The sequence below is a fragment of the Rhizobium sp. PEPV16 genome, from assembly GCF_008919455.1.
Taxonomy (GTDB): Bacteria; Pseudomonadota; Alphaproteobacteria; order Rhizobiales; family Rhizobiaceae; genus Rhizobium; species Rhizobium leguminosarum_Q.
Map to the genome: position 1 here is coordinate 20301 of NZ_VSZV01000319.1, position 26124 is coordinate 46424.

Below are 26124 nucleotides of genomic sequence, written 5' to 3' on the forward strand. Positions count from 1 at the left end.
ACTCGTACCAAGGAAGCGTCAATGGCAGAGACTGCGAACGAACTTCAATCGATCAATACGGCCTGGCAGATCGCCATTCAGGAGATCCTGCGCATGGTGATCAGAGACATGTATCACGGCGGCGGCGAAGCGTCGTTCAGGACCCATATCAAGCGTATCGAAGAAGCGGCCGTCGACAGTATTTACACGGATTTGCGGCTGCGCGGGACCGATGAATGGACGGAGGTCCTGGTCAAGGAAAGGGCGAGCAATTTCGTCACGACCCTGCTGACGTCATTTACCTATGACCGGGCTTAAATCACCCTGCGGCCGGCAATCGACGGACGTGCCGCCGATCAACGCTTGCGTCCCCGCAGTTTTTAAAGCAACCCTAGTTCTCCTGCTGTCCGGAGCAACCGCGTCCACGAGTAATATTTGATGACCGATAGCAAAGACCAGCCGATTTCGCCGGAAGGCGTCGGCAACTTGCCCCATCTTGCCGAAGCCCTTGATGACGACCGGTTTCGACACTTTCTCGATCATGTGCCGTTTGCGGTGGCTGTCTCCGAACTCGGTGGCAACGAGCCGCTGATTTATGTCAATCTCGAATTCGAACGGCTGACGGCGCTCGAGGCAACCCAAGTCCAGGGAAAGCCCTGGCCGGACATTGAATTGAAATCTACCGCCGTCTCCGGAGAGGTGCCGCTGACCGCCGCTGTGACCACTGCAGAAGAGTATATTGGTGCCTTCTCGCTGGTGGCCGAACCCGAGAGCACTATCATTATCGATGTCTGGTCGAATACGATCGTCGACGATGATGACACGCCGCTTTTCCGACTGGTGGCCTTTGCTGCCCGCAATGAGGCGACGGCCGCTGAAAGCTTCAGCGAACTGCTGACGGAGAAAGATGTCCTTCTGCGGGAACTTCAGCATCGCGTGAAGAACAATCTTCAGATGATCACTGCGCTCATCCGAATGGAGGCGCGCAATGCTCAACAGAACGAGGAAAGCGAGAGGTTTGCACGGCTTGCCGGGCGAATTGAAGCCTTGGCCCTGCTCTATCGCTCGCTGTCAGACGAAGAGAAAGGCGCCACAGTCGATCTTGGCACCTATGTCAGCCAGATTGCCGCCTCGGTGATGGCGGCCCACGCCGTGGAAGGGATCCGGCTGGACATGAAGGTCGATACCTGGCCGGTTTCGGTCGATGTCGCCATGCCGGCCGGCCTCGTCATCAACGAACTCCTCACCAATACGCTGAAGCATGCCTTCGTGGGGCGCGATGGTGGCGAGATCACGCTCCGCTGTGTGGTCGGCGATACCGGGTGCAGGATCACCGTTGCTGATAACGGGGTCGGTCTTCCCCAGGATGTGACCTGGCCGCAGCCCGGGAAGCTGAGCGCGATGATCGTACAGTCGCTGAAACAAAACGCCCGCGCCGAGGTCGAAGTCAACTCGTCCCCTGACACCGGCATGAGTGTCACCCTCGTCTTCCCGAGAGCTGAAGCGGCCCAATAGAGCGCCGCGCGTCTTTTCAGACGCGCTAGGGACGCTCTATCACTTTGAATCTGCGCGTAATCCTTTCCGAAAATCGATTCCGATTTTCGGGGTTATGCGCTAGCAACCTCATCAATGTGTGTTTGGGGCGCCCTTAGAGCGGTTCAGCTTTTTATGGAAGCGCAGAACCGCTCTAACCTTTTGTTTTTGCGCAATTCCGGACGGAAAACCGCTCTGCACTTTTCCTGGAATTGCTCTAGGAGCGCCCCAATGCATCTGCCGATACGAGCGGGCTTACATTTTCGGCAGCAGCACCTTGTCGACGACGTGGATGACGCCGTTCGACTGCTTGACGTCGGCAATCGTCACATGGGAGACGCCGCCGTTTTCATCGGTCAGGGTGATCTTACCCATGTTTTCCTTGGCTTTCAGCACGCAGCCGCCGACGGTCTTGATGTCGTGCTCGCCGCCATCATCCTTGATCATCTTGGCAACGGTCTTGGCCATCGCATCGGCGGCAACGACGTGGCAGGTCAGAACCTTGGTCAGCGTCGCCTTGTTTTCCGGCTTCAGCAGCGTATCGACAGTGCCCTTCGGCAGGGCAGCGAAAGCTTCGTTGGTCGGTGCAAAGACGGTGAAGGGGCCCTTACCCTCGAGCGTGCCGACCAGGCCTGCTGCCTTGACGGCTGCGACCAGCGTCGTGTGATCCTTGGAGTTCACGGCATTCTCGATGATGTTCTTGCTATCGAACATCGCCGCACCGCCGACCGTCGGGTTTTTCGCGGCGGCAAAGGCGACGGCGGACATTGCAGTGGCGAGCGCGAAGCCGCGCAATACGGACTTGATCATGATTTTCTCCTCACCGGACACCATCCGCGGGCTTTATGCCTGAGCGTCGTCCGGACATTTCGAACTACGGAGAGCCGCGCCGAAGAGTTTCAGAAAGGAGACATGATTTATGGCCAGCACGATTACGGCCGGTGCAGGGGACCGCTTGCGATCACCGGACCAGTCGCCTGGCCGGTCGGCGAACCGCCGAAGGGTTCGAGACTGACGGCAAGCGTTGCGCCATCGGCTATCATGCTGCGCAGTTCGGCGGGAATGACAAGTTCACCGCTTTCGCCCGGCTGGAACACACCGAGCGATCTCGTCATACCGCTGCCCGGGACCAGCCAAAGTTCCAGCGACTTCTCTTCCGGCTTGCCGGCGGCGACCGGAACGATCTTCAGCCGACCGCTCTGAAGCTCGTAGGAGGCCAGAAGATTGATGGTACTGTTCTGGCCCGAAAGCGAGGCCACCAGCGGTGCCGGCCCCTGCGGCTCGGGCACCACGCCGGAGGCGAAGATGACGGCGCTGACGGCGACGACGATGCAGGCGAAGCTCAGCGAGCGCCAGAAAACGGCGGAATTCCACAGCCCCTGAGAAAAAGAGGGGGGCTTTTGGCCATCGCCGAACAGCCGCGCCTCGATCTGCTTGAAGGTTTCCCGGTTCGGAGCGACGCCTTCATACTCGTCGTTGAAGGCGGAGAGGTTGGTTTCCCAGCGGCTGACGATCGCAGCGAAGGGCCGGTCGTGGCGTATGCGCTCTTCCACCACCCGGCGATCCTGCAACGACAGGACGCCAAGCACATATTCGCCGGCGAGAACCTCGTCGCGGGAGCGGTCTCCCTTGCTTTTGTCGGGCGATGTCATCGTTCCATGCACTCTCTCAGTTTCAAGAGGCTGCGCCTGAGCCAGGTCCGCATCGTATTCAACGGAACACCAAACTGATCGGCCAGTTCCTGATAGCTCAGCCCTTCGACATAAGCCCGTTTCACCGCGACCGCACGATCAGCTTCCAACTCTTCCATGCAGGTGTCAATCCGCCTTCCTTCATCCTTGGTCACCGTCTGCATTTCCGGGCCGGGTCCGGCATCGGCAAGATCGTAGACCGTGTCCAATTCGTCGGCGACGGGCTTGCGCGCCCGCAGCGCATCGATCGACCGGTTGCGGGCAATTGCGGCCAGCCATGCCAAGGACGAACCCGAGGCGACGGAGAAGCTGCGAGCGCGTTGCCAGATGCTGATATAGACTTCCTGCAGAGCTTCTTCGGCTTCCGTGCGATCCTTCAAGATACGCAGGCAGATCGAGAAAAGTTTCGGTCCGGTCTGATTGTAGAGGGCCACGAAAGCCCTGCGATCGCCGAGTGCGACGCGGCCGATCAGGTCTGCGATCTCATCGCCTTGCATGCCGTTCCTCATCTCAAGCTTGCGTGCGCCAGACCGTAACGGCGTCCGGCTCCGCGACAGATACGAAAAACTATTGCCCTCTGGATTATTCCCTCTGCCAGAAACTTGCGATAAAAGGCCGCGAACAATTCTGCGGGGTTCCCATGAACGAAACCGAAAGCGAAATGCAGGCGCGGCTTCTGGCCAAGGCACTGCCCTTCATGCAGCGTTACGAGAACAAGACGATTGTCGTGAAATATGGCGGCCACGCCATGGGCAATCCCGAGCTCGGCAAGGCCTTTGCCAGCGACATTGCGCTCTTGAAGCAATCGGGCGTCAACCCGATCGTCGTTCACGGCGGCGGCCCGCAGATCGGCGCCATGCTGAGCAAAATGGGCATCGAATCGAAATTCGAGGGCGGGCTTCGCGTCACCGACCAGAAAACGGTCGAGATCGTCGAGATGGTGCTCGCCGGCTCGATCAACAAGGAAATCGTCGCGCTGATCAACCAGACCGGCGAATGGGCGATCGGCCTTTGCGGCAAGGACGGCAACATGGTCTTCGCCGAAAAGGCGCGCAAGACCATCAAGGATCCGGATTCGAACATCGAGCGCGTGCTCGATCTCGGTTTCGTCGGCGAAGTGGTCGAGGTCGACCGGACGCTGCTCGATCTGCTTGCCCGCTCCGAAATGATCCCGGTCATCGCCCCCGTGGCGCCCGGCCGCGACGGCGCCACCTACAATATCAATGCCGACACGTTCGCCGGCGCTATTGCCGGCGCGCTGAACGCCACCCGGCTGCTGTTCCTGACCGATGTGCCCGGCGTGCTTGACAAGAACGGCCAGCTCATCAAGGAGCTTTCGGTCGCCGAAGCGCATGCGCTGATCGCCGATGGCACGATTTCCGGCGGCATGATCCCGAAGGTCGAGACCTGCATCGATGCGATCAAGGCCGGCGTGCAGGGTGTCGTCATCCTGAACGGCAAGACCGCCCATTCCGTCCTGCTGGAGATCTTCACCGAGCACGGCGTCGGAACGCTGATCGTTCCCTGAACGAGGCTGCGCCCTTCACTTGCGAAGGGCGGATCTTCCTAGCACGGGAACAGGGTATCGAGGAACGAAATGCGCCTGACAGACTGCTATAATTTTCACGATTTCCGGCGCATGGCCAAACGGCGTCTTCCCGGGCCGATATTCGACTACATAGACGGCGGCGCCGATGACGAGGTGACGTACCGGCGCAATACGGCGGCCTTCGAGGCTTGCGATCTGGTGCCCGACGTTTTGCGCGGTGTGGCCGATGTCGATATGTCGGTGACCGTCATGGGGCAGAAGCTCGCAATGCCGGTCTATTGCTCACCGACCGCGTTGCAGCGCCTTTTCCACCACCAGGGGGAGCGGGCGGTCGCGGCGGCGGCGGCAAAACACGGCACGATGTTCGGCGTCTCCTCGCTCGGCACGATCAGCCTGGAGGAAGCCAGACAGATCAGCAACGGGCCGCAGGTCTATCAATTCTATTTCCACAAGGACCGCGGCCTCAACCGCGAGATGATGGCGCGAGCGAAAAATGCCGGCGTGCAGGCGATGATGCTGACGGTCGACAGCATCACCGGCGGCAACCGCGAGCGCGACAAGCGCACGGGCTTTGCCATTCCCTTCAAGCTCAATCTTGCCGGCATGACCCAGTTCGCGATCAAGCCTTCCTGGGCGATCGACTGGCTGACACACGAGCGCTTCCGGCTGCCGCAGCTCGAAAACCACGTCAAGATGGATGGCGGCGCGCTGTCGATCAGCCGATACTTCACCGAGATGCTGGACCCCTCGATGTCGTGGGACGACGTGGCGGAGATGGTGCGCGAATGGGGCGGGCCATTCTGTCTTAAGGGCATCATGTCGGTGGAAGACGCCAAGCACGCGGCCGAGATCGGCTGCAGCGGCATCGTGCTTTCCAATCATGGCGGGCGCCAGCTCGACGGCTCGCGCAGCGCATTCGACCAGCTGGCCGAGATCGTCGACGCGGTGGGCGACCGGATCGACGTGATGATGGATGGCGGCGTGCAGCGGGGAACGCATGTTCTCAAAGCATTGTCGCTGGGGGCGAAAGCCGTCGGGCTCGGGCGCTACTATCTCTTCCCGCTTGCGGCTGCCGGACAGCCCGGCGTCGAACGGGCGCTGGAGACGATGCGCACCGAGATCGAGCGCGGCATGAAGCTGATGGGCTGCACCTCGGTCAGCCAGCTGACGCGGCGAAATCTGCGCTTCCGTTCCTGAGCGGAACGAGATTTCATTGCGGGCCGCAGATTGTCGCACTAAAGCGCGTCGCGACCTTTCGGATTCGCTCGTCGCGCTTTAGCTCTTTGTTTTACGCATGCCGTTGTCGCAAAACCGCTGCACACTTTTGCGCGACATGCTTTAGATCTGCGGCCCTCGGACATTCGACGTTATAGCAGGCTGTAAATCGCCGCCGCCTCCTGTTTCAGCTTTTCCATCATCGACCGGTAAGGCCCTGGCCCATAACTGACGCGGCCGACGCCGAGCCTGGCCAGCGTCTTCACATCCGGGGCGCCTGTCCGCATCATGATGTTGACCGGCAACGGCGATGCCGCGCAGATCTTCTCGATCAAGGCGGGATCGATCAAGCCGGGAACGAAGAAGCCGCTGCCGCCGGCGGCCGCATAGGCTTTGCCGCGCTCGATCGCCTCGTCCACCAGACCGGCATGTTTGGAAAGATCGCTCTCGGCCAGGAAGAGATCGGTGCGAGCGTTGATGAAGAAGGGGACGCCCTTACCTTCCGCCATGGCGCGAATGGCGCGGATGCGGGCCGCCTGCCTCTCGGCCGGATAAAGCCCGCCGCCGCCGACCACCTGATCTTCGAAATTGATGCCGATAGCGCCGACCTCCACCAGCTTGGCAACGTTGGCGGCCGCACCTTCAGCCTCGGCCGAATAGGCGCCTTCGAAATCGACCGAAAGCGGCAGGTCGACGGCAGCGGTGATGGATTTCGCCGTGTCGACCAGCACCGACATCGGCAGTTTTTCGCCGTCGGCATAACCATGGGCAGCGGCCACCGACCAGCTTCCCGTCGCAAGCGCCTTGGCGCCGCCATCGGCGACGGCCTTGGCCGTCCCGGCATCCCAGATATTGTAGAGAACAACCGGGTCGCCCTTGCGATGCAATGCACCGAATGCCTTGGCCTTTTCAGTCTGACTCATGCCGTCTCCTCCATGTTGGGTGCTTGTGCTCTGATCTTCTGTTCATGCCGCAGCAGCCATTGCTTGCGCCAGAGCCCGCCGCCGTAGCCGGTCAACGAACCATCCGCGCCGAGGATGCGATGGCAGGGCACGATGATGGCAAGCTGGTTGGCGCCGTTGGCGCGGCCGACGGCACGCACGACTTCCGGCCTTTCCATCTCCCTTGCAAGATCGCCATAGGCGCGCGTCTGGCCGGCGGGAATCTCCATGAGCTTTGCCCAGACATGTTTTTCGAAAGGTGTGCCGCCGAGCGCCAACGGCGTCTTGAAGACGGCGAGCCGCCCTTCGAAATAGTCCCGGATCTCCGCCTCGATCTGATCGATAACAGGAGTGCGGCCGATCGCGACCGACGAGCGGACGCGCTTCTGCAGCGCCTCGAGCTCGGTCGGCAGCGCCTTACGGTCGTGGAATTCGAGAAGATGCAGATGCATCTGGTCTGCAACGGCTATCATCGGCCCCAGCGGCGTGTCGAACCAGTCGGCAAAGAGCAGCTCGCGGTTCTGCGACAACGCCGGCGCCTTGCCGACCAGCCGCTGGAAAGCCGCCCGGAAACCGCTTGGGGAGTCATATCCCGCATCGAGCTGCGCATCGATGACGCGCGCGCCATCGGCCAGTTGCCGGGCCGCCTCGCCCAGCCGGCGATAGCGGACGATATCGTGGAAGGTCACACCGAGCCCGCGTTTGAAGGCGCGGCGCACGGTCGAGGGATCATGGCCGCGGCGCACGAGCTCATCCTCGGTCCAGCGCAGCTGCGGCTCACGGTCCAATGCGGCAAGCAGCTCGTCGACGATCGGCTCCCTGCCCGGCTGCTCCAGCGGTCTGCAGCGCTGGCAAGGGCGGAAGCCCGAATGCATGCAGGCGGCGATCGTATCGAAAAAGAGCGTGTTTTCCCGCTTCGGCTTGCGCGCCGGGCAGGTCAGGCGGCAGAAGATGCCTGTCGTCTTGACGCAAACATAGGCCTGGCCCTCATAATCGGCACTGCGTGCGATCAGGGCGTCATAGAGCGTATCGTCATCGGGGCGTTCGAAAAGCATGACCGCTTTCTAGCATTCCGTGCCTGCGCCGTCCGCCGAAAATCGGGCGTCTATTCTTTCTTGTCGATTTCCTTGGCGGATAAGCCGTGCCATAAGACCGCCATGACCAAGATCGACCGCACGCCTGATAAAGCAGATTTCCAGCACGTCACAGACTGGGTCTTCGACCTCGACAACACGCTCTATCCGCATCATGTCAATCTCTTCGCGCAGATCGACAAGAACATGACCGCCTATGTCGCGACACTCCTGCAGATGGAGCGGGAAGAGGCGCGCAAGCTGCAGAAGCAATATTACCTCGAGCATGGCACGACGCTGCAGGGCCTGATGATCCACCACGGCATCGACCCGAACGACTTCCTCGAAAAGGCGCATGCGATCGATTACACCGCGCTGACGCCGCAGCCGGAACTCGGCGAGGCGATCAAGGCGCTGCCGGGGCGCAAGTTCATCTTCACCAATGGCAGCGTCAAGCATGCCGAAATGACGGCGGAGGCGCTCGGCATTCTCGAGCATTTCGACGACATCTTCGATATCGTCGCCGCCGATTACGTGCCGAAGCCGGCGCAGGCGACCTACGACAAGTTCGCGGCGCTGAAGCGGGTCGAAACCACCAAGGCGGCTATGTTCGAGGATCTGCCGCGCAACCTGACGGTGCCGAAGGCGCTCGGCATGCAGACTGTGCTGCTGGTGCCGCGCAATCTGGAAGAGACGGTCGTCGAATGGTGGGAAAAGACCAGCGGCGAGGAGGATCATATCGATTTTGTCACCGACGATCTCGCCGTCTTCCTCGGCAAGATTACCGGCTGAAGCATTACCAAGTTTTCACTTAGCTTACCGATGTTTAACTGGGTCTTTCGGACCCACTGCCATAGCTTCTTTCGTGAGGGGACACCTTATGAAAGGCAAACACGATGTACTGCAACAAGCTGATACTGGCAGCGCTTTCCTCCACCCTCATCTTCGGCGCAGCCGCCGGGGCAGGCTTTGCCGCACCCAGCGACGGGCCGCGCCAGCATCATGGCATGGGCCGGCCCGGTCCGGGCTCTGATGCCTTCCGCGAAATCACCTATGTCCGCATGCTCAAGCAGTTCGACGCGAACAAGGACGGGAAGGTCTCCAAGGACGAGGCGACTGCCGGTATCGACAAGATCTTCGCCGCGATCGATACCAACAAGGACGGTTCGCTGACACCGGGCGAAATCCGTGCGTACCGGCAAACGCAGATGCAGGCGATGAGAGACCAGCGCAAGCAGGAGGCCGGCGAAAACAAGGATGCGAATGCCGCAGCCGCGACGGCAGACAATAACGACCATGGACGGTCGCCTCGCGAAGGTCACGATGGTCGTGACGGGCATCGCTGGATGCGCCATGGCGGCAACATCATGCGCGCCTCGATCATGATGCACCGGGTCGACACCGACGAGAACGGCCAGATTTCCAAACAGGAAGCGACAGCCGCCTTCGACAAGCTGTTTGCGCGGATGGACCGGAACAAGGATGGCGTCATCTCGATCGATGACATGCCGGACCGGCCGCTGCTCTAAGGCCAGACGCTAAAGGCCGGACGACAACTTGCCCTTGCCTTTCCCCGCCTCGGAGGGGAGAGGCTTTGCGGCTTGTCCCTCCGAAGCGCCTATTCGCGGTGTTCGTAGAAATCCTGGACGATCTTCCATGCGGCTTCGGCCGTGTCGACGAAGCTGATCAGTTTGACGTCGTCAGGTGCGATCGTGCCGAATTCGGCCAATGCCTCGAAATTGATGATGCTCCGCCAGAACGCCTCCCCGAAAAGGATTAGCGGCAGGCGCTCCATGCGGCCGGTCTGGATCAGCGTCAGGCATTCGAAGAATTCATCGAGCGTGCCGAAGCCGCCGGGAAAGACGGCGATCGCCTTGGCGCGCACCATGAAATGCATCTTGCGGATGGCGAAGTAGTGAAAGTTGAAGCTGAGCTCCGGCGTCACATAGGCGTTCGGCGCCTGCTCGTGCGGCAGCACGATGTTGAGCCCGATCGAAGGGGCGCCCTCGTCGGCCGCGCCGCGATTTCCGGCCTCCATCACGCCGGGGCCGCCGCCGGTGACGATGACATATTCGTGAAAATTGAAGGTGGCCGAATATTTCGAGCAGAGCCGGGCGAATTTTCGCGCCTCGTCATAATAGACGGAGGCCGCCTCCAGGTTGACGCGCTGGATATCGTTGCGGGCCGCCCAGGCGCTCTGACCGGGGGCGGGAATGCGGGCGCCGCCGAACATGACGACGGTCGACTTGATGCCGCGTTCGGTCAGCATCATCTCCGTCTTCAACAGCTCCAGCTGCAGCCGGATCGGTCGTAACTCCTCGCGGCAAAGAAAATCCTCGTCGACATAGGCAAGGCGGTAGGCAGGCGACATCGTCTGCGGCGTCTTCGGCACGGCTTCGGCGCGCTGCCTATCGGTCGAGCTGCTCTTCAACGGGTCCCATACACCATCCTTGCGCCGCGAACCGCCGTTTCGTCCCTTCGCCATGTCGAAATGCCTTTCAGTATTGCCGGCCACGAAGCCGGATATGTCGCTATAACGCCTTGAATCCAGATATGATCTTGTCGGAAAAATCATTCCGTTCTACGGCTTCATGCTGTAGAGCAGGACGCACCCCCGCCCAACCGCATTCCGGAGACCGGCTGTCTCCACGATAAAGATCGAAGTTTAAGGAATTCTCATGAGCGCCACCGACCTCGCATCCCTCGAAAAGATCATCGAAGCCGCCTTCGACAATCGCGACAATGTGAACACGTCGACGAAGGGCGAGGTTCGCGATGCCGTCGAAGCAGCGCTCGATCTGCTCGATGCCGGCAAGGCCCGTGTCGCCGAACGCGGCGCCGACGGCGCCTGGACGGTCAATCAATGGCTGAAGAAGGCCGTGCTGCTGTCCTTCCGCCTCAACGACATGGACGTGGTGAAGGGCGGCTCGGACAATTCCACCTGGTGGGACAAGGTGCCCTCGAAATTCGAGAACTGGGGCGAGAACCAGTTCCGCGCCGCCGGCTTCCGCGCCGTGCCGAATTGCGTCGTGCGCCGTTCGGCCTATATCGCGCCGAACGCCATCCTGATGCCTTCCTTCGTCAACCTCGGCGCCTATGTCGGCGAAGGCACGATGGTCGATACCTGGGCAACGGTCGGCTCCTGCGCGCAGATCGGCAAACATGTGCATCTCTCCGGCGGCGTCGGCATCGGCGGCGTGTTGGAGCCGATGCAGGCCGGCCCGACGATCATCGAGGACAATTGCTTCATCGGCGCCCGTTCCGAGGTGGTCGAAGGCTGCATCATCCGCGAAGGCTCGGTGCTCGGCATGGGCGTCTTTATCGGCAAGTCGACCAAGATCGTCGACCGCGCCACCGGCGAGGTGACCTATGGCGAAGTGCCGCCCTATTCCGTCGTCGTCGCCGGCTCGATGCCGTCGGGCAATGCGACGATGGGCAACGGCCAGCCGGCGCCGCATCTCTACTGCGCCGTCATCGTCAAGCGCGTCGATGAAAAGACCCGCTCGAAGACCGGCATCAACGAGCTGCTCAGAGATTGATGACACCGGGACATTGATCCGGTAAACAGACGGCGTCTTTTACGCGAGGCGGCCCCGCCTTGCCATGTCTTTGCCATTCCCGCCGGATAGTTCGACCGCCATGACCGCTACCGACCCCGTCGCCAATCTCCAGACGCTGATTCGCTGCCCGTCCGTGACGCCCGCCGAAGGCGGCGCGCTCACGGCGCTGGAGGCGATGCTTGCGCCGCTCGGCTTTACGGTCGACAGGGTGAAGGCGAGCGAAGAGGGAACACCCGACATCGAAAACCTCTATGCCCGCCTCGGCAAGGACGGTCCGCATCTGATGTTTGCCGGGCATACCGATGTCGTGCCGGTCGGCGACGAAGCCGCCTGGACGCATCCGCCCTTTGAGGCCCAGATTTCGAAGGGCGAGCTTTTCGGCCGCGGCGCCGTCGACATGAAGGGCGGCATCGCCTGTTTCGTCGCCGCCGTCGCCCGCCATATCGAGAAAAACGGGCCGCCCAAGGGCTCGATCTCCTTTCTTATCACCGGCGACGAAGAAGGCCCGGCGATCAACGGCACGATCAAGCTGCTGCAATGGGCGGCCGAGCGCGGCGAGCGCTGGGATGCCTGCCTTGTCGGCGAGCCGACCAATCCGGACAGGCTCGGCGACATGATCAAGATCGGCCGGCGCGGCTCGCTGTCGGGTAAAATCACCGTTCGCGGCGTCCAGGGCCATGCCGCCTATCCGCATCTTGCCGACAATCCGGTGCGCGGCATGCTGCAACTGACGCAGGCGCTGATGGACCCGCCGTTTGACGGCGGCACCGACGATTTCCAGCCATCGAACCTCGAAGTGACCACGGTCGATGTCGGCAATCCGGCGACCAATGTCATTCCGGCCAAGGCATCGGCAAGCTTCAACATCCGCTTCAACGACAGCTGGACGGTCGAAACGCTGCGTGCCGAAATCCTGCGCCGTCTCGACGCCGCCGCAGACAACGGCGCGTTGCGGCCGGGCCGCGAACCGGTGGCCTATGATATCGTCTGGGCCGATCGGCCGAGCCATGTCTTCCTGACGCGCAACAATGCGCTGATCGCCTCGCTGTCTTCAGCCGTCGAAAGCGCTTCCGGCCAGTCGCCGCGGCTTTCGACCACCGGTGGCACATCGGATGCGCGCTTCATCAAGGATTATTGCCCGGTCGTCGAGTTCGGCCTCGTCGGCCAAACGATGCACATGGTCGATGAGCGCGTCGCTGTCGCCGATCTGGAGACGCTGACGGCGATCTACGAAACCTTCATCGCCCGCTGGTTCGCCAATGCCGGGCTTTAGGGAGGTTCAGTACTATTTGGCCGGCCTCTGGCTGCTGATCCGGCTGGATCCGCGTGGCTTCCGCTACCTCGACATGTCCGAGCGCGGCGTCAACCGTTCGTTCTGGGCGATGCTCTGGTGCCTGCCGCCGATGGGCATTTCCTGGCTCTGGTGGCGACAGGCCTTCCTGCGGGCGATGCCGCCGGAAGCCGATGTCGATCTTCCTTTCTATATCAGGCTCGGCCTCGTTGAGGTCGCCAACTGGTTCGTGCCGCTGATCTTTGCCGGGTTGCTGCTGCTTGCCTTCCGCATGGGCGAGCGCTTCGCCCCGGTCGTCGTCAGCGTCAACTGGCTCGGCGTGCCGCTTTCCTATATCAACGGGCTGCTGCTGGCGCTGGTGTTCTTCCTGCCCGGATCCGTCGGCCTCGTCTCGCTGCTGCTGCTCGCCTTCATGCTGGCGCAGGTCTTCGTGCTGGCGCGCATTCTCCGGATGATCTGCCATGGCCATGCGCTGATGACCGGGGCGCTGACACTGGTGCTGCTCGTGCCGTCGATGATCCTTTCGGAATATCTGCAGCACTTCCTCGGCATCTATCCCGCCTAGAGCATGATGCCGAAAAGTGTGAGCGGTTTTCGGGCGACATCATGCTCTAATTCTTTAATTTAGAACAGGATTCAGATTTTAGGCCGACCCGGCCTAAAATCATCCTGTTCTAGGCAAGCTTACGAGGGATCATCAGCATCCTCGTCATTGGCATCGGCATCGGTGACCGGCCTTCGGCGATCGGGGATCACCTCGGGATAATCCACCTGCATGAAATAGAGCCCGTCCGGCGGCGCCACCGGGCCGCAGGCCTTGCGGTCGCGCGCTTCAAGCGCCGCCTCGACATCATCAGGTGTCCATTTGCCTTCGCCGGCAAGCTTCAGCGTGCCGGCGAAGGAACGGATCTGGTTATGGAGAAAACTCTGCGCCGTAGCGCGGATCTCGATCAGCTCGCCGTTGCGCGTCACATCCAGCCGGTCGAGCGTGCGGACCGGACTGTTTGCCTGGCAATGGGCGGCGCGGAAGGTGGAGAAATCGTGCCGGCCGACCAGCCTCTGGGCGGCGGCATGCATGACCTCGTGATCGAGCACCTTCGGCACCCACCAGGCCTTGCCGGCTTCGAGCGCCAGCGGCGCCCGGCGGCTGACGATGCGATAGAGGTAATGGCGCCGCAGCGCCGAAAAGCGCGCATCGAAGAACTCGGGCGCCGCCTCGACGTCGAGTATGGAGACGCGCTCGCCGGCAAGCCTCAGATGCGCGTTCAAGGCATTCTGCAGCTGGTAGGGCGACCAGTCCTTCGAAAGATCGGCATGGATCACCTGCCCCATGGCGTGGACGCCGGAATCGGTGCGTCCGGCGCCGCGAACCGACACGGTCTCGCCGGTCAGCGACAGCACCGCCGCCTCGATCGCGCCCTGCACCGAGGGGCCGTTCTCCTGCCGCTGCCAGCCGACATAGGGGCCGCCGTCATATTCGACGGTCATGCGGAAACGCGGCATCAGGAAAGCCTCGTGCCCGCCGCAAGCGGCGTGCCCCTGAGGAAATCGGCCGCCGCCAGCGGCTTGCCGCCGGCCTTCTGCAGCCTGGTCAGCCGCACGGCGCCCGAGCCGCAAGCGACCACCAGATCATCCGTCAGCAATAACCCGGCAGCACCCTGCCCTTCAGCCAGTTCGGACGCCAGCACCTTCACCCGCTCCGGCTTGCCGCCGATTTCGAGCGCGAACCAGGCACCCGGAAACGGCGCGAGGCCGCGGATATGATTGTGCACGTCGCGCGCATCACGGGCGAAATCGATGCGGGTCTCTGCCTTGTCGATCTTGGCGGCGTAAAGCACGCCCTCTTCCGGCTGCGGCGTCAGCGGCAGGTCGTTCATCTCGAGCTTCACCATGGCCTCCGCCATCGCCTTGGCGCCGACCAGCATCAGCCGGTCGTGCAATTCGCCAGCCGTCATGTTCGGGCCGATCTCTACTTCGCGGGTCAGCGCGACCGCGCCGGTATCCAGACCCTTGTCCATCTTCATCACCATCATGCCGGTCTTTGCGTCGCCGGCCATGATCGCCCGCTGGATGGGAGCCGCACCCCGCCAGCGTGGCAGAAGCGAGGCATGGCCGTTGTAGCAGCCATCCCTTGTGCCGTTCAAAATCGCTTCCGGCAGCAACAGTCCGTAGGCAACGACGACGCCGACATCGGCATTCAGGTCCCGAAACCTTTCGCGCTCCCCGGGGTCTTTGAAATTGACAGGGGTGAAGACCGGCAGGCCGAGCAGTTCAGCCGCCTGATGCACCGGCGATTTCTGCAGATCGAGGCCGCGCCGCCCGCCCGGCCGCGGCGGCTGCGTATAGACCGCAACGATCCTGTGGCCGGCATCGACGAGCAGGCGCAGGGTCGGAACCGAAAACTCCGGGGTTCCCATGAAGATGATGCGAAGAGACATTTTATCTCGCCAATTGAGGATCAACCGTCTTCAAACGGGTTTACGAGCTTGAGATCAAGCCCCTCGAAATCTCGGGTATTGCGGGTCGCAAGCGTCGCGCCGTTTGCAAGGCAGATGGCGGCAATCATGGCATCCTGGACCGAAATCGGCCGCCCCATGCTTTCGCGTTTCGCCCGCAAGCGACCGGTTGCCATGGCCGTTTCCAAATCCCAGCCGGCGATACGATCGCGAAACTGGCCTTTCACCAAATTCTCGATCGCGCGAAAGAAGCGGTCCGATCCTGTCTTCAAGAAAACCCTTTCGGCTCCGTAAATCTGCTCCATCAAGCCAACCGTGCAAAGCCAGATTCTCGAGCCATCCTGCTGCAATATCCAGGCCTTCACCTTTTCATTCGGCGCTGGCCTGGCGAACTCGGAAATCACATTCGTATCGAGAACGATCATTCGAAATCCTCGAACGGACGGCCGAAATCTTTTTTCCGCGCGGCCTCGATTTCGTCCATGATTGCAGCAAATTTATCGTCGACTGCATTTTCGCTGACGAAAGCGGCGCGTATTGCGTCATACGCCGACAAAGTCTCGGGCTTTGCTTCGGTTTTTCTTTTCAGCGCTTCCCGCAAAAGCTCCTTGGCCTCGTCCGAAAGGCTGTTTCCGCTCCGCTGCGCCGATTGCGCAATGTCTCGCTTCAATACTTCGGAAATGTTTCTGATCAGAAAATCACCCATTCGGCACCTCCACTATGATATCAGTGATATCATAGTATCTCGCCGATGAATTTTCAACGCAGCGTCAGAGCGCCTTGGACTTCGCCGCCTTGGTGAACTTCTTGATCACCATCTCCCGCTTCAGCCGCGAAATGTAATCGATGAAGAGCACGCCGTTCAGGTGGTCGATCTCGTGCTGCAGGCAGGTGGCGAGCAGGCCATCGGCTTCCACCGTCTGTTCCTTGCCGTTCCGGTCGAGATACTTGACCGAGACAGTGGCCGGGCGCTCGACCTCGGCATAATAATCCGGAATCGAAAGGCAGCCTTCCTCATAAACGGAGCGCTCGTCGGAGGATGTGAGGACCTCCGGATTGATGAAGACCTGCGGCTGCTTTTCTTCGCCCTCGCGCGAAATGTCGATGACGAGCATGCGGCGCGGCACGCCGATCTGGATCGCCGCAAGGCCAATGCCCGGCGCGTCGTACATGGTTTCCAGCATATCGTCGGCAAGACGCTGCAGGTCGGAATCCACCCGCTCGATCGGCTTGGACAGCTGGCGGAGAACGGGATCGGGAAGAATGATGAGTGGCTTGATGGTCATGGCGTTCCCATAACCCATCTTTTCCGACTATGGAATTATCCGGTAGGCGGGGAATACGCTTTTTTGCATCCCCGTCTGGAATTTTGCCATATTGGCCTCAGGCAGCCCGTCGAGCAGCACCGGCGGAGCGGCCCTCCAGTCGGGCGCGGAAACGCCGCAGCAGCTCGATCAGCGTCTCCACCTCGTCCTTGAGCCGGCGGGTTTCCGCCGAGGATTGCTCGACCATGTCTGAATTCTGCTGGGTGATCGCACCCATGTTGCGGACGGCGAGGCTGACCTCGTTGACCCCGGTCGCCTGATCGCGGGCAGCGGCGGCGATATCGGCGACGAAACGGTTGATGATATCGATGCGGCTGATCATGTCGTTCAGCGCCTCACCGGTGCTGGAGACGATGCTGACGCCCTGATTGACCTGGGTCGAGCTCTGCGAGATCAGGTTCTTGATCTCCTTGGCCGCTTCCGCGGTGCGCTGGGCGAGCTGGCGGACTTCCTGGGCGACGACGGCAAAACCCTTGCCGGCATCGCCGGCACGCGCCGCCTCGACGCCGGCGTTGAGCGCCAGCAGATTGGTCTGAAAGGCGATCTCATCGATGACGCCGATGATCTTGGAGATCCCGGTCGAGGATTTCTCGATGCCGGCCATCGCCGAGACGGCGCTGGTGACGAGTTCGCCGGAGTTCTTCGCCTTCTGCTGCGTCTCGCGCACGGCATCCGACGCCTTCTCGGCATTGGCGGCCGTCTGGCCGACGCTGACGGACAGTTGCTGCAGGGCGGCCGAGCTCTCCTCGACGCCTGCCGCCTGCTGGGCAGTGCGTAGCGCCAGATCGTTGGTTGCATTGGAAATGACATCGGCGCCGCTCATGATATGGCCCGAAGTCTCGCGCACGGAGGCGAAGGACTGGCTTAGCGCCCTGACGGCGCGGTTGTAATCCTCGGCCATCTGCCGGAAATTGCCCGGCAGGTCGGATGGCAGGGTGGCTTCGAGATCGCCGTTCGACAGCGCTTCCAGGCCGCGGCGCAGCTGCTCCAGCGCGATCGCCTGATCGGATTCGGCCTTAGCACGCTGCTCTTCCAAGGCGCGGCGCTTTGCTTCGAGCGTCTCGAGATAGACCGAGATGGAATAGTCCATGTCGAGCATGCCGGCCTTGATGACGGCCGACAGCTTCTCGGCCAATGCCTTGCCCTGCTGGCGCGCGAAGATCGACGGCCACTGCTTCTCCATGATGCCTTTGACGAGTTCGGACATGACGATGGTGTAACCGCCAATATACCAGCGCGGCTCCAGCCCGATACGGGCGTGCGTCCGGCCGACCGCGGTCACGCCGTTGACATAGCTCTCGTCGAACGCGCCGCCAGCAAGATTGGCCCAATGATCCTGCTGGCGCTTCTTGGCATGGCCGACATGGTTCTTATCGGCGAAAAAGCCTGCGACAGCCGGGGTCTTGGCGATCTTGGCGTAGAATTTATCGAGGGCGCCGCCGATCAGCTCTGATATGACAGGGCGCAGATCCCGCATCGACTTGAGCGCTGCCTCATCCAGTTCGATGAAATCGAGGCGCTGCCTGAGGGCACTGTCGGTCTGCTGGGCGGTCATGGAGATCTCTGTACTTGGCGCGACGCGCGCGGGAAGGAATTTCTGCGCCGCAGGTTTTGGCCAATATGGTTGAGCAATCGTTAAATGAGACGGCGATTTCTTCTCCCCGGGCGAGGAAGAGCGATGGCTTGGAAGGATATTGAGGGCGGCTCATTCCGTTCACGTTTTGATCTATATATCGCCATTTCTTCTGTTATGCTTGCGACATGACCATCCATTCCGAATCGCTCGCCCTTGCCCTTTCCTCGATCAGCCCGGCCATGCTGGCGCTTGTCGGCGGCGTTCTCGCCGCCTTCGCCCTGCTGGTGATCGTGCTTCTGCTGCGCGGCGTCAGCCTTCGCCGCGAGCAGGCGGAGGAAGCGAGCTTTCGTGCTCAGGAAAACGAAGCGCGCATGGCCGAGCTTTTGAAGATCCAGGCGGAGATGCAGGGCCGCATCGCGGCAATGACCGAGGTCTTCGGGGCGCGGCAGAGCGAACTCAACCAGACGATCAGCCAACGCCTCGACGGCATGTCGCAACGCGTCAGCTCGACGATCACCGAGCAGACCAAATCGACGCATGAGAACCTGCAGCGGCTGCAGGAGCGGCTGGCGGTCATTGATGCCGCGCAGAACAATATCCAGACGCTCGCGAGGGATGTCGTCGGGCTGCAGGCCATTCTGTCCAACAAGCAGACGCGCGGCGCCTTCGGCCAGTCCAGGATGGAAACGATCGTCGCCGACGGCCTGCCGATGGGCGCCTACGCCTTCCAGCAGACGCTGTCCAACGGTTCGCGGCCGGACTGCACGATTCGCATGCCGAACGGCGCACCGCCGCTGGTGATCGACGCAAAATTTCCGCTCGAAGCCTGGAACGCGATCCGCGACGCCGGCACCCCCGAGGCCGGCAAGATCGCCGGCCAGCAATTCCGCCGCGACATGGAGGTCCATATAAGGGACATTTCCGAGAAATATCTGATCCAGGGGGAAACCCAGGATACGGCCTTTCTCTTCGTGCCGTCCGAATCGATCTTCGCCGAGATCCACGAGCATTTCGAGCCGGTGGTGCAGAAGGCGCACCGCGCACGCATCGTCATCGTCTCGCCGTCGCTGCTGATGCTGTCGATCCAGGTCATCCAGGCCGTGCTCAAAGACCAGCGCATGCGGGCGCAGGCGCATCTGATCCAGGGCGAGGTGGCGATCCTGATGGACGACCTCAGCCGCCTCGACGAGCGGGTGCGCAAACTGCAAGGCCATTTCGCCATGGCGCAGAAGGATATCGACATGGTGGTCACGTCAGCCGACAAGCTCACCAAGCGCGGCGCCAGGATCGAAGCGCTGGAATTCGAGGCAGGCGGCGGCGATGCCAAGCCCGCCCGCGACGGCGAAGCCGCGGCCAAATCGGTGGAAAGCCGCACCGGTCTTCTGAAGCTGCGGGTGGTTGACGAGGAGTGACCGCTTCGGGCAGTGTCGCGCCCGCATGAAACAGTAGGAGCATGATTTCGCCCGCATGCTCCGGAAGACGGGACACATTCATGATCACAGTTTTCGGGTCCATCAACATGGATCTCATCGCCACGACCGAGCGCCTGCCGAAGCCCGGCGAGACGGTGGCCGGCAACGGCTTTGCCACGGCCGCCGGCGGCAAGGGCGCCAACCAGGCGCTGGCAGCGCGGCGCGCCGGCCGCTATGTGCATATGGCCGGCGCCGTCGGCAAGGATGCCTTTGCTGCGGAGGCGCTGGCCCTGCTCGATGATGCAGGCACCGACCTTTCTCTGATCAAACATGTCGACGGTCCCACCGGCACGGCGCTGATCCTTGTCGGCGGCGACGGCGAAAACATGATTGCCGTCGTTCCCGGCGCCAATGGCCGGGTCACGCCTGCCAATGCCGAGACGGCGATCGGCCGCATGAACGAAGGCGATATCCTGATGCTGCAGCTTGAAGTGCCGGCTGCTGCCGTCGAACGCGCGCTGTCGGCGGCCCGCGCCAAGGGCGTCACCAGCATCCTCAACCTCGCGCCGCTGATCCCCGATGCGCCGCGTCTCGGCCGGCTCGCCGATATCGTCATTGCCAACGAGACCGAATTCGAGCGGCTCGCCGGACAGGAAGGCATGGACGCACAAGCACGGGAGGCAGCCCTTGTGCATCTGCATGCGGAGACGGGCCAGACGCTGATCGTGACGCTCGGCGCCGACGGGGTCATCGCCATTCGTGACGGGGCGATTTCAAGGGCGCAGGGCCTCAAGATCGAACCTGTCGATACGGTCGGCGCGGGAGACACTTTCTGCGGCTATTTCGCCGCCAGCCTCGACGACGGCCTCGATTTTGTCTCGGCGCTGCGCCGTGCGGCGGTTGCCGGTTCGCTCGCATGCCTCAAGGCCGGAGCACAACCGTCGATCCCTCTGAGCGAGGAAGTCGCAGACAGGATATAGGGGCGTCTCTTTGCGAAGCCGCCGGTAAAACTCCCGGTAATTCAGGGCGTTCCGGCGATTTTCCTCGGCTCGATCGATCGAATTTCATTCAAATTTAAGAGATCTCCGGCGATGTTGCCCGTGGTCGCTGGTTCTTTGCGCTTTTGGAATCCAGCTGTCCACGCGGCTGCTCCATGACGGGGCGAAGCCTTTGCTCCTGCGCCGGAAAATGCCCGTTCGGCGCATCCTTGCCCGAGGACCCCATGTTCATTTTTCGCATGAAATCGCTTGCCGCGAAACTCATCGTCATCACCGGCATCGCCATAGCGCTTGTTCTCATCGTTTCGAACTTTTTCCTCATCGGCCAGACCCGGGATCGCGTCCAGACGCTGACGATGGATCAGGCCAACCTCGAGGCAAAATCGATCGCCAATGAAATCGCCGCCAATGTCGGCGAACTCGCCAGCGCCGCGCGCACCATGTCGGGCGTCATCGGCCGCGGCCATGAAGGCAAGTCGCTCGATCGCAAGGGCATGATCAATGTGCTCAAGGCCAATCTCGAGCAGAATGCCTTCGCCTTCGGCAGCTGGTTCTGCGAGCAGCTCGGCGCGCTCGACGGCAAGAGCACCGAGATCGCCAACAACAATGACGAAGGCACGAACAAGAACGGCGCTTTCACGCCTTACTGGTCGAAGACCAAGGACGGCGGCATCCAATATTCAACCTTCGACAATGATTATACCGCCGCATGGTGGAAGCTTGCCGCCGACAGCGGCAAGGGCGCGATCACTACGCCCTATATGGCCGAAGGAACAGACGTGCCGACGCTGCTGACCTCGATTGCCTATCCGGTCATGTCTGATGGTAAGATGATCGGCGTCGGCGGTGTCGACATTTCGCTGAAGTCGCTGACCGACAAGCTGCAGGCGCTGCATCCTTTCGGTTCGGGCCGCGTGACGCTGCTGTCGCAGGCCGGCAACTGGATCGTCGCGCCGATCCCCGAGCTGATGACCAAGGAATATGACGGCGAGGGCGCCGACATCGTCAAGACGGCGCTGTCGAGCAAGCAGCCCGGTCTGGTCAGGAACCTCACCTATGATGGTCTCGATCCCTTCGATCGTGTCGTCTATCCATTCGCGGTTCCCGGTGTCAACGCCACCTGGGTGGTGCTCGTCGACGTGCCGCACACGGCGATCAACGCGCCGGTGCGAGACCAGACCTACATGATGATCATCAACGGGCTGATCGTGCTTGGCGCCGTCATGCTGGCGCTCTATTTCGCCGTCCGCTCTTTCGTGCAGCGGCCGCTCGGCGGGCTGGTCGCCAGCGTCAAGGCGCTAAGCGACGGCCAGTATGGCGAACCGGTCGCCGCCCAGGACCGCAGCGACGAGGTCGGTTCGGTCGCCAAGGCGCTCGAAGGCTTCCGCTTCACGCTCGCAGACAGCCGCCGCCTCGAAGACGAGGCCGCAGACCAGAGACAGGCGGCCGAGACCGAGCGCAGCCGCTCGGAATCGGAGCGCCAGGAATCGGTGTCGCTGCAGCGCCATATCGTCTCGATCGTCGGCGCCGGCCTTTCCGAGTTGTCGCAGGGCAATCTCAGCCACCGCATCACCGACGAGTTCCCCGGCGAGTACGGTAAGCTGAAGCAGGATTTCAACGCCGCGCTCGCGAGCCTCGAAGAGACCATCAACACGATGAACCTCAGCGTCGCCAATATCGGCTCAGGCACTGGTGAAATCAGCAACAGCGCTTCCGACCTCGCCAAGCGCACCGAGCAGCAGGCTGCCAGCCTGGAAGAGACGGCGGCCGCGCTCAACGAACTCACTGCGCAGGTCGATTCCAGCGCCGAGAATGCGCGCACGGCGGCCGACAACGTCAACCTCGCCTGCCAGGATGCCGAAAAGTCCGGCGAAGTGGTGCAGAAAGCGATCGCCTCGATGCAAGGGATCGAGCAATCTTCGACGGAGGTTTCGCGGATCATCGGCGTCATCGACGAGATCGCCTTCCAGACCAACCTGCTGGCGCTCAACGCCGGCGTCGAGGCGGCCCGTGCCGGGGAAGCCGGCAAGGGTTTTGCCGTCGTCGCCCAGGAGGTGCGTGAACTCGCACAGCGTTCGGCCAATGCCGCCAAGGAGATCAAGACGCTGATCAACAGCTCGGCCGTCCAGGTCAAGGAGGGCGTCGATCTCGTCGGGCGCGCCGGCGGCACGCTGCACAAGATCGCCGAACAGGTGATGGGCATCAACGACCTCATCCGGCAAATCTCGGCATCGGCCAGCGAACAGGCTGTCGGCCTGAAGGAAATCAACCAGGCCATGAACCAGATGGATCAGGTGACGCAGCAGAATGCGGCCATGGTAGAGGAAGCGACCGCTGCCAGCGTCGCGCTCAACGACGAGGCACAAACGCTGAAGGCGCTCGCCACGCGCTTCAACGTCTCGGGTTCGGGCAACGCCGCGGCCCTTGCCTCCGTCGCGCAAAGGATGCGGGCGCCGGCGACTTCAGCCCTTTCGCCTCGCGCGAGCGCCCCGGCGGTCCGCCGCGCAACTGCCCCGTCGCGCGGATCCGCTGCCGTGGCGCAGGACAGCTGGGAAGAGTTCTGATCGTTCAGCCCCTCGTAACGCAAAAGGCGCCTGGGATATCAGGCGCCTTTTCACATTCGGGGATAATACAGCTCAGGCAGCGTTCGACGTCTGCTCTTCGTTGAGGAAGGCGTAGATCGCCGAGGCGGAATCGGTGGCGCGCAACTTGGCGACCAGATCGTGATCGCGCAGCACGCGGGCGATACGCGACAGAGCCTTGAGATGATCAGCGCCCGCGCCCTCCGGCGCAAGCAGCAGGAACACGAGATCGACAGGCTGGTCGTCCAGCGCCTCGAAATCGACCGGCTGCTCCAGCCGGGCGAAGATGCCGACGATCGAATGGATGTTTCCCAGCTTGCCGTGGGGAATGGCGATGCCGTTGCCGACTCCTGTCGAGCCCAGGCGTTCGCGCTGCAGGATGACGTCGAAGATCTCCCGTTCGGAGAGCCCGGTGATCCTGGAGGCTCTTGCAGCCAATTCCTGAAGCAACTGTTTCTTGGAATTTACTCTGAGGGCGGGAATGATCGCATCCTGATGGAGCAAATCTGCCAATGCCATTTCTTTTTCCTTCTGTCGCCGGGATCAAATGCAAGGAGCGGCGGCAATACCGCCGCTCACCACCCTGATCTCAGCCTTTGATACTGGCTGAATCGATCCAGCCAATATTTCCGTCGTGCCGACGGTAAACGATGTTCAGATGTTCCTTGCCGGGGCTGCGGAACAGGAGAAGCGGCTCGTCGGTCATGTCGAGCGCCATCACTGCGGTGGCGACCGACATGGTCTTCAGCTGCTTCGTGCTTTCTGCGACGATCGCCGGAGCGAAATCGTCAGCGATTTCATCATCGTGATCAGGAACGGAATCCATAACCGTGTAGGAGACCTCTGCAAAACCATTCAGATGGTTTCCGGCGTGATGGTCCTTCAGCTTGCGCTTGTATCGCCGCAGCCGTTTTTCGATCCGCTGGGAGGCGGCATCGAAAGCCAATTGCGGGTCGGTCGCCTCGCCGGCCGCATGCAGCACCACCCCGCTGTCGAGATGCAGCTTGCAATCCGCCGAGTAACGAGAACTCGCCTTTTCCACGGTCACCTGGCCGGAATATCCCCCGTCGAAGTATTTCGTGATGGCCATACCAATTTGGTCCTCGATCTTTTGACGGAAAGATTCACCAATTTCCATATGTTTCCCGGATACACGCACACTCATGGAGTTTCCCTTCTTATGGTCGTTTGCGGGTATCAGTTTACGCCAAGCCTCAGGTTCATCCAAGCACTTCGCACAATCTCAAGCAAGATCGGCTTAGGCCTGCGGGTCCTTGGTGCCCTTCTGATGCTGGGGATAACTCCAGACGCCGTTCACGGCATCGATTGCGGCGGGCTTCTAGCCAGAGCGTGCCGAAAAGTCAATAGGGCGCCGAATCACCAACAGTGGCACTCGATCAACGTGTGGCGGATGCCTTGTCGGGCAAGGCATACCGCCGACCGCCAGTCCATCCACTTTACGCGTTTCGCGCCTGCGTTGCGCCCCTTCTGGCGGGGATCGTCATGGCGGCGACACCTGATATGACGCAGATGAGTCCGATCCAGGCCGTCGGACTCAGCCTTTCGCCGAGGAAGACGATGCCGATCGCAACACCGATCGGCACTCTGAGATAGGCTTGCGCGGTGGTTCCGACCGAACCCAGCGTCTGGACGAGACGGAAATAGATCACAAAGGCAAGCGCCGTCGAAAAGGCGGAGAGGGCCAGCAGTGCCAGCATCGATGCCGCCGAAGGATCGAGTTCCCACGGCCGATCGATGATAAGACTCATCGGCAAGAGAACGACCGCGCCTGAGATCAACGAGCCGGCCGCCGGCACTGCGGGATCAAGCCCCTTGAAGTTCTTGCTGAAAATCGCGGCACCTGCATAACAGATAGTCGCCAGGATGATGGCAAGCTGCGCCATCAGGTTTTCACCGAGACCACTGAGCGCTTCGATGCCGATGACGAGGCAGATGCCGGCAAGCCCGGCCATGACGCCGAAAAGCCTTCGCAGCGTCACCTGCTCATGGCCGGTGATCAGCACGGCCAGCAGGAAGGTGAAGATCGGCGTTGCCGAATTCAGGATCACCGCCAATCCGGCATCGACGGACTGTTCCGCCCAGGCGATCAGCGTGAAGGGGACGACGCTGTTCAGACAGGCCTGAACGAAAAACCGCCGCCAGGTGGCACGATCACGCGGCAGACGGACACGCCGGTGGCGCAGGACGGCCAGCAGAATGCCGCCGGCAATCAGCGTGCGGGCGGCGATCAACGTGATCGGCGGGATCGTCTCGACGCCGATCTTGATGAAGCTGTAGGAGGAACCCCAGAGGGTCGCCAGCACCAGCAGCAGGAAAAGCTCCCTGGCAAGGTTGGAATTTTGCGGCGTCATGGTCGGCATTTCGATCTTGGTTGAAGACAATTCAAAGGGTTGCGGCGCCGTTGCGCGTCTGAAAAGACGCTGGCGCGCTGGAGAGGAATAACGGGATTTTCAGGCCGGATGCTTCGATCGAGGTCGAAGCATTGCTGCGTCAGAAGCCCGCGACCTTGGCGAGCGCCCGCTTCTCGCGGCGGCGCTGGACCGAAGAGGCGATGTTCATTGCCTCCCGGTATTTCGCAACCGTGCGGCGGGCGAGATCGACGCCGCCCTTCTTCAGCATCTCGACGATATCGTCGTCGGAAAGCACCGCCTCCGGGCTCTCCTGCAGGATCAGCGCACGGATCTGTGACGCACGGCCTCGGCCGAATGGCTGTCGCCGCCGGCAACGGCGCTGATCGAGACGGTGAAGAAATATTTGAGTTCGAAGAGGCCGCGCGGCGTCAGCATATATTTATTCGACGTGACGCGGCTGACGGTGGATTCATGCATCTTGATCGCCTCGGCGACCGTTTTCAGGTTCAGCGGGCGCAGGTAATCGACGCCGTGCAGCAGGAAGGCGTCCTGCTGGCGGACGATTTCGCTT

The 26124-nt window shown here is 61.7% G+C and carries 27 protein-coding genes and 1 pseudogene; 12 read left to right on the forward strand and 16 right to left on the reverse strand.

Annotated features, from left to right (window positions below):
- Positions 1 to 21: 21 nt before the first annotated feature.
- Together FY112_RS20145 and FY112_RS20150 are read left to right on the forward strand one after the other, a co-directional pair.
- Positions 22 to 297 (forward strand): hypothetical protein, encoded by a 276-nt coding sequence (locus FY112_RS20145; protein ID WP_024323874.1) that lies wholly within the window; start codon positions 22 to 24, stop codon positions 295 to 297.
- Between the two features lie 120 nt (positions 298 to 417).
- Positions 418 to 1494, forward strand: a complete 1077-nt coding sequence (locus FY112_RS20150; RefSeq protein WP_151519121.1) for a histidine kinase dimerization/phosphoacceptor domain -containing protein — start codon at positions 418 to 420, stop codon at positions 1492 to 1494.
- 273 nt (positions 1495 to 1767) lie between these two features.
- Here the strand turns inward: FY112_RS20150 and FY112_RS20155 are convergent, their stop codons facing one another.
- From FY112_RS20155 to FY112_RS20165, 3 genes are all read right to left on the reverse strand, one after another.
- A complete protein-coding gene (locus tag FY112_RS20155) occupies positions 1768 to 2322 on the reverse strand; it encodes a fasciclin domain-containing protein (protein ID WP_003544994.1) in 555 nt (184 codons plus the stop codon).
- A 122-nt stretch (positions 2323 to 2444) separates the two neighbouring features.
- The gene (locus tag FY112_RS20160) at positions 2445 to 3164 is read right to left on the reverse strand and encodes an anti-sigma factor (protein WP_026158485.1); all 720 of its coding nucleotides are present in this window, start codon (positions 3162 to 3164) and stop codon (positions 2445 to 2447) included.
- The gene (locus FY112_RS20165; protein ID WP_017958754.1) at positions 3161 to 3700 is read right to left on the reverse strand and encodes a sigma-70 family RNA polymerase sigma factor; all 540 of its coding nucleotides are present in this window, start codon (positions 3698 to 3700) and stop codon (positions 3161 to 3163) included. The genes FY112_RS20160 and FY112_RS20165 overlap by 4 nt, the downstream gene beginning before the upstream one ends.
- Before the next feature lie 143 nt (positions 3701 to 3843).
- On the opposite strand from FY112_RS20165, the gene argB reads away from it, so the two are divergent.
- Both argB and FY112_RS20175 read left to right on the forward strand, forming a co-directional pair.
- A complete protein-coding gene (gene argB / locus FY112_RS20170; RefSeq protein ID WP_003556104.1) occupies positions 3844 to 4731 on the forward strand; it encodes an acetylglutamate kinase in 888 nt (295 codons plus the stop codon).
- 69 nt (positions 4732 to 4800) lie between these two features.
- Positions 4801 to 5949 (forward strand): alpha-hydroxy acid oxidase, encoded by a 1149-nt coding sequence (locus FY112_RS20175; RefSeq protein WP_017958753.1) that lies wholly within the window; start codon positions 4801 to 4803, stop codon positions 5947 to 5949.
- A 170-nt stretch (positions 5950 to 6119) separates the two neighbouring features.
- On the opposite strand, the gene FY112_RS20180 is transcribed toward FY112_RS20175, so the two are convergent.
- Positions 6120 to 6890 carry an isocitrate lyase/phosphoenolpyruvate mutase family protein gene (locus FY112_RS20180; RefSeq protein ID WP_151519122.1) on the reverse strand — a complete coding sequence of 257 codons (771 nt, stop codon included), beginning with the start codon at positions 6888 to 6890 and terminating at the stop codon, positions 6120 to 6122.
- Positions 6887 to 7963, reverse strand: coding sequence for a trifunctional transcriptional activator/DNA repair protein Ada/methylated-DNA--[protein]-cysteine S-methyltransferase (locus FY112_RS20185; protein WP_131643990.1), 1077 nt, complete (start codon positions 7961 to 7963; stop codon positions 6887 to 6889). The genes FY112_RS20180 and FY112_RS20185 overlap by 4 nt, the downstream gene beginning before the upstream one ends.
- 102 nt (positions 7964 to 8065) lie before the next feature.
- On the opposite strand from FY112_RS20185, the gene FY112_RS20190 reads away from it, so the two are divergent.
- Together FY112_RS20190 and FY112_RS20195 are read left to right on the forward strand one after the other, a co-directional pair.
- Complete coding sequence (locus FY112_RS20190; protein ID WP_151519123.1) at positions 8066 to 8773, forward strand: pyrimidine 5'-nucleotidase; 708 nt, start codon at positions 8066 to 8068, stop codon at positions 8771 to 8773.
- 104 nt (positions 8774 to 8877) lie between these two features.
- Positions 8878 to 9510, forward strand: coding sequence for an EF-hand domain-containing protein (locus FY112_RS20195; RefSeq protein WP_151519124.1), 633 nt, complete (start codon positions 8878 to 8880; stop codon positions 9508 to 9510).
- An 89-nt stretch (positions 9511 to 9599) separates the two neighbouring features.
- On the opposite strand, the gene FY112_RS20200 is transcribed toward FY112_RS20195, so the two are convergent.
- Positions 9600 to 10466 (reverse strand): LOG family protein, encoded by an 867-nt coding sequence (locus FY112_RS20200; RefSeq protein ID WP_094087689.1) that lies wholly within the window; start codon positions 10464 to 10466, stop codon positions 9600 to 9602.
- A 193-nt stretch (positions 10467 to 10659) separates the two neighbouring features.
- On the opposite strand from FY112_RS20200, the gene dapD reads away from it, so the two are divergent.
- From dapD to FY112_RS20215, 3 genes are all read left to right on the forward strand, one after another.
- Positions 10660 to 11520, forward strand: a complete 861-nt coding sequence (dapD, locus tag FY112_RS20205) for a 2,3,4,5-tetrahydropyridine-2,6-dicarboxylate N-succinyltransferase (RefSeq protein WP_017958747.1) — start codon at positions 10660 to 10662, stop codon at positions 11518 to 11520.
- Between the two features lie 100 nt (positions 11521 to 11620).
- Complete coding sequence (gene dapE, locus FY112_RS20210) at positions 11621 to 12814, forward strand: succinyl-diaminopimelate desuccinylase (protein ID WP_151519125.1); 1194 nt, start codon at positions 11621 to 11623, stop codon at positions 12812 to 12814.
- Positions 12801 to 13397, forward strand: a complete 597-nt coding sequence (locus FY112_RS20215) for a hypothetical protein (RefSeq protein WP_017958745.1) — start codon at positions 12801 to 12803, stop codon at positions 13395 to 13397. The genes dapE and FY112_RS20215 overlap by 14 nt, the downstream gene beginning before the upstream one ends.
- Before the next feature lie 119 nt (positions 13398 to 13516).
- Here FY112_RS20215 and truA read toward each other — a convergent pair whose 3' ends face one another.
- From truA to FY112_RS20245, 6 genes are all read right to left on the reverse strand, one after another.
- Entirely contained in the window at positions 13517 to 14335 is an 819-nt protein-coding gene (truA, locus tag FY112_RS20220; RefSeq protein WP_027666163.1) for a tRNA pseudouridine(38-40) synthase TruA, read from the reverse strand.
- Positions 14335 to 15270 carry a methionyl-tRNA formyltransferase gene (gene fmt, locus FY112_RS20225; protein ID WP_151519126.1) on the reverse strand — a complete coding sequence of 312 codons (936 nt, stop codon included), beginning with the start codon at positions 15268 to 15270 and terminating at the stop codon, positions 14335 to 14337. Before fmt ends, truA begins: the two co-directional genes overlap by 1 nt.
- A 20-nt stretch (positions 15271 to 15290) precedes the next feature.
- The gene (locus FY112_RS20230; RefSeq protein ID WP_151519127.1) at positions 15291 to 15713 is read right to left on the reverse strand and encodes a type II toxin-antitoxin system VapC family toxin; all 423 of its coding nucleotides are present in this window, start codon (positions 15711 to 15713) and stop codon (positions 15291 to 15293) included.
- The gene (locus FY112_RS38620) at positions 15710 to 15994 is read right to left on the reverse strand and encodes a plasmid stabilization protein (protein WP_151519128.1); all 285 of its coding nucleotides are present in this window, start codon (positions 15992 to 15994) and stop codon (positions 15710 to 15712) included. Before FY112_RS38620 ends, FY112_RS20230 begins: the two co-directional genes overlap by 4 nt.
- A gap of 64 nt (positions 15995 to 16058) precedes the next feature.
- A complete protein-coding gene (gene def, locus FY112_RS20240) occupies positions 16059 to 16574 on the reverse strand; it encodes a peptide deformylase (RefSeq protein ID WP_131707852.1) in 516 nt (171 codons plus the stop codon).
- Between the two features lie 97 nt (positions 16575 to 16671).
- Positions 16672 to 18168, reverse strand: a complete 1497-nt coding sequence (locus FY112_RS20245) for a globin-coupled sensor protein (protein ID WP_151519129.1) — start codon at positions 18166 to 18168, stop codon at positions 16672 to 16674.
- 206 nt (positions 18169 to 18374) lie between these two features.
- Between FY112_RS20245 and FY112_RS20250 the strand changes: the two genes are divergently transcribed.
- The 3 genes from FY112_RS20250 (at position 18375) to FY112_RS20260 (ending at position 23163) form a co-directional block, all read left to right on the forward strand.
- On the forward strand, positions 18375 to 19601 hold the full coding sequence (locus FY112_RS20250; protein WP_151519130.1) for a DNA recombination protein RmuC: 1227 nt from the start codon (positions 18375 to 18377) through the stop codon (positions 19599 to 19601).
- Between the two features lie 80 nt (positions 19602 to 19681).
- Positions 19682 to 20581: a ribokinase gene (locus FY112_RS20255; protein WP_151519131.1), complete on the forward strand. Its 900-nt coding sequence runs from the start codon at positions 19682 to 19684 to the stop codon at positions 20579 to 20581.
- 242 nt (positions 20582 to 20823) lie between these two features.
- Positions 20824 to 23163 carry a methyl-accepting chemotaxis protein gene (locus FY112_RS20260; protein ID WP_131707850.1) on the forward strand — a complete coding sequence of 780 codons (2340 nt, stop codon included), beginning with the start codon at positions 20824 to 20826 and terminating at the stop codon, positions 23161 to 23163.
- Positions 23164 to 23235: 72 nt separating this feature from the next.
- Here FY112_RS20260 and ptsN read toward each other — a convergent pair whose 3' ends face one another.
- The 4 genes and pseudogenes from ptsN to FY112_RS20280 form a co-directional block, all read right to left on the reverse strand.
- Positions 23236 to 23700, reverse strand: coding sequence for a PTS IIA-like nitrogen regulatory protein PtsN (ptsN, locus tag FY112_RS20265; RefSeq protein WP_017995882.1), 465 nt, complete (start codon positions 23698 to 23700; stop codon positions 23236 to 23238).
- Between the two features lie 70 nt (positions 23701 to 23770).
- Complete coding sequence (raiA, locus tag FY112_RS20270; RefSeq protein ID WP_017958734.1) at positions 23771 to 24346, reverse strand: ribosome-associated translation inhibitor RaiA; 576 nt, start codon at positions 24344 to 24346, stop codon at positions 23771 to 23773.
- A 292-nt stretch (positions 24347 to 24638) separates the two neighbouring features.
- Positions 24639 to 25562: an EamA family transporter gene (locus tag FY112_RS20275; RefSeq protein WP_131707849.1), complete on the reverse strand. Its 924-nt coding sequence runs from the start codon at positions 25560 to 25562 to the stop codon at positions 24639 to 24641.
- A 130-nt stretch (positions 25563 to 25692) separates the two neighbouring features.
- Positions 25693 to 26124: pseudogene (locus FY112_RS20280) on the reverse strand (RNA polymerase sigma-54 factor); the annotation flags it as partial.

What these genes read in the sequence shown, in the direction of transcription:
- FY112_RS20145 (WP_024323874.1), top strand. Translation starts at nt 22, where the DNA reads ATGGCAGAGACTGCGAACGAACTTCAATCGATCAATACGGCCTGGCAG.
- FY112_RS20150 (WP_151519121.1), top strand. Translation starts at nt 418, where the DNA reads ATGACCGATAGCAAAGACCAGCCGATTTCGCCGGAAGGCGTCGGCAAC.
- FY112_RS20155 (WP_003544994.1), bottom strand. Translation starts at nt 2,322, where the DNA reads ATGATCAAGTCCGTATTGCGCGGCTTCGCGCTCGCCACTGCAATGTCC.
- FY112_RS20160 (WP_026158485.1), bottom strand. Translation starts at nt 3,164, where the DNA reads ATGACATCGCCCGACAAAAGCAAGGGAGACCGCTCCCGCGACGAGGTT.
- FY112_RS20165 (WP_017958754.1), bottom strand. Translation starts at nt 3,700, where the DNA reads ATGCAAGGCGATGAGATCGCAGACCTGATCGGCCGCGTCGCACTCGGC.
- argB (WP_003556104.1), top strand. Translation starts at nt 3,844, where the DNA reads ATGAACGAAACCGAAAGCGAAATGCAGGCGCGGCTTCTGGCCAAGGCA.
- FY112_RS20175 (WP_017958753.1), top strand. Translation starts at nt 4,801, where the DNA reads ATGCGCCTGACAGACTGCTATAATTTTCACGATTTCCGGCGCATGGCC.
- FY112_RS20180 (WP_151519122.1), bottom strand. Translation starts at nt 6,890, where the DNA reads ATGAGTCAGACTGAAAAGGCCAAGGCATTCGGTGCATTGCATCGCAAG.
- FY112_RS20185 (WP_131643990.1), bottom strand. Translation starts at nt 7,963, where the DNA reads ATGCTTTTCGAACGCCCCGATGACGATACGCTCTATGACGCCCTGATC.
- FY112_RS20190 (WP_151519123.1), top strand. Translation starts at nt 8,066, where the DNA reads ATGACCAAGATCGACCGCACGCCTGATAAAGCAGATTTCCAGCACGTC.
- FY112_RS20195 (WP_151519124.1), top strand. Translation starts at nt 8,878, where the DNA reads ATGTACTGCAACAAGCTGATACTGGCAGCGCTTTCCTCCACCCTCATC.
- FY112_RS20200 (WP_094087689.1), bottom strand. Translation starts at nt 10,466, where the DNA reads ATGGCGAAGGGACGAAACGGCGGTTCGCGGCGCAAGGATGGTGTATGG.
- dapD (WP_017958747.1), top strand. Translation starts at nt 10,660, where the DNA reads ATGAGCGCCACCGACCTCGCATCCCTCGAAAAGATCATCGAAGCCGCC.
- dapE (WP_151519125.1), top strand. Translation starts at nt 11,621, where the DNA reads ATGACCGCTACCGACCCCGTCGCCAATCTCCAGACGCTGATTCGCTGC.
- FY112_RS20215 (WP_017958745.1), top strand. Translation starts at nt 12,801, where the DNA reads ATGCCGGGCTTTAGGGAGGTTCAGTACTATTTGGCCGGCCTCTGGCTG.
- truA (WP_027666163.1), bottom strand. Translation starts at nt 14,335, where the DNA reads ATGCCGCGTTTCCGCATGACCGTCGAATATGACGGCGGCCCCTATGTC.
- fmt (WP_151519126.1), bottom strand. Translation starts at nt 15,270, where the DNA reads ATGTCTCTTCGCATCATCTTCATGGGAACCCCGGAGTTTTCGGTTCCG.
- FY112_RS20230 (WP_151519127.1), bottom strand. Translation starts at nt 15,713, where the DNA reads ATGATCGTTCTCGATACGAATGTGATTTCCGAGTTCGCCAGGCCAGCG.
- FY112_RS38620 (WP_151519128.1), bottom strand. Translation starts at nt 15,994, where the DNA reads ATGGGTGATTTTCTGATCAGAAACATTTCCGAAGTATTGAAGCGAGAC.
- def (WP_131707852.1), bottom strand. Translation starts at nt 16,574, where the DNA reads ATGACCATCAAGCCACTCATCATTCTTCCCGATCCCGTTCTCCGCCAG.
- FY112_RS20245 (WP_151519129.1), bottom strand. Translation starts at nt 18,168, where the DNA reads ATGACCGCCCAGCAGACCGACAGTGCCCTCAGGCAGCGCCTCGATTTC.
- FY112_RS20250 (WP_151519130.1), top strand. Translation starts at nt 18,375, where the DNA reads ATGACCATCCATTCCGAATCGCTCGCCCTTGCCCTTTCCTCGATCAGC.
- FY112_RS20255 (WP_151519131.1), top strand. Translation starts at nt 19,682, where the DNA reads ATGATCACAGTTTTCGGGTCCATCAACATGGATCTCATCGCCACGACC.
- FY112_RS20260 (WP_131707850.1), top strand. Translation starts at nt 20,824, where the DNA reads ATGTTCATTTTTCGCATGAAATCGCTTGCCGCGAAACTCATCGTCATC.
- ptsN (WP_017995882.1), bottom strand. Translation starts at nt 23,700, where the DNA reads ATGGCATTGGCAGATTTGCTCCATCAGGATGCGATCATTCCCGCCCTC.
- raiA (WP_017958734.1), bottom strand. Translation starts at nt 24,346, where the DNA reads ATGAGTGTGCGTGTATCCGGGAAACATATGGAAATTGGTGAATCTTTC.
- FY112_RS20275 (WP_131707849.1), bottom strand. Translation starts at nt 25,562, where the DNA reads ATGCCGACCATGACGCCGCAAAATTCCAACCTTGCCAGGGAGCTTTTC.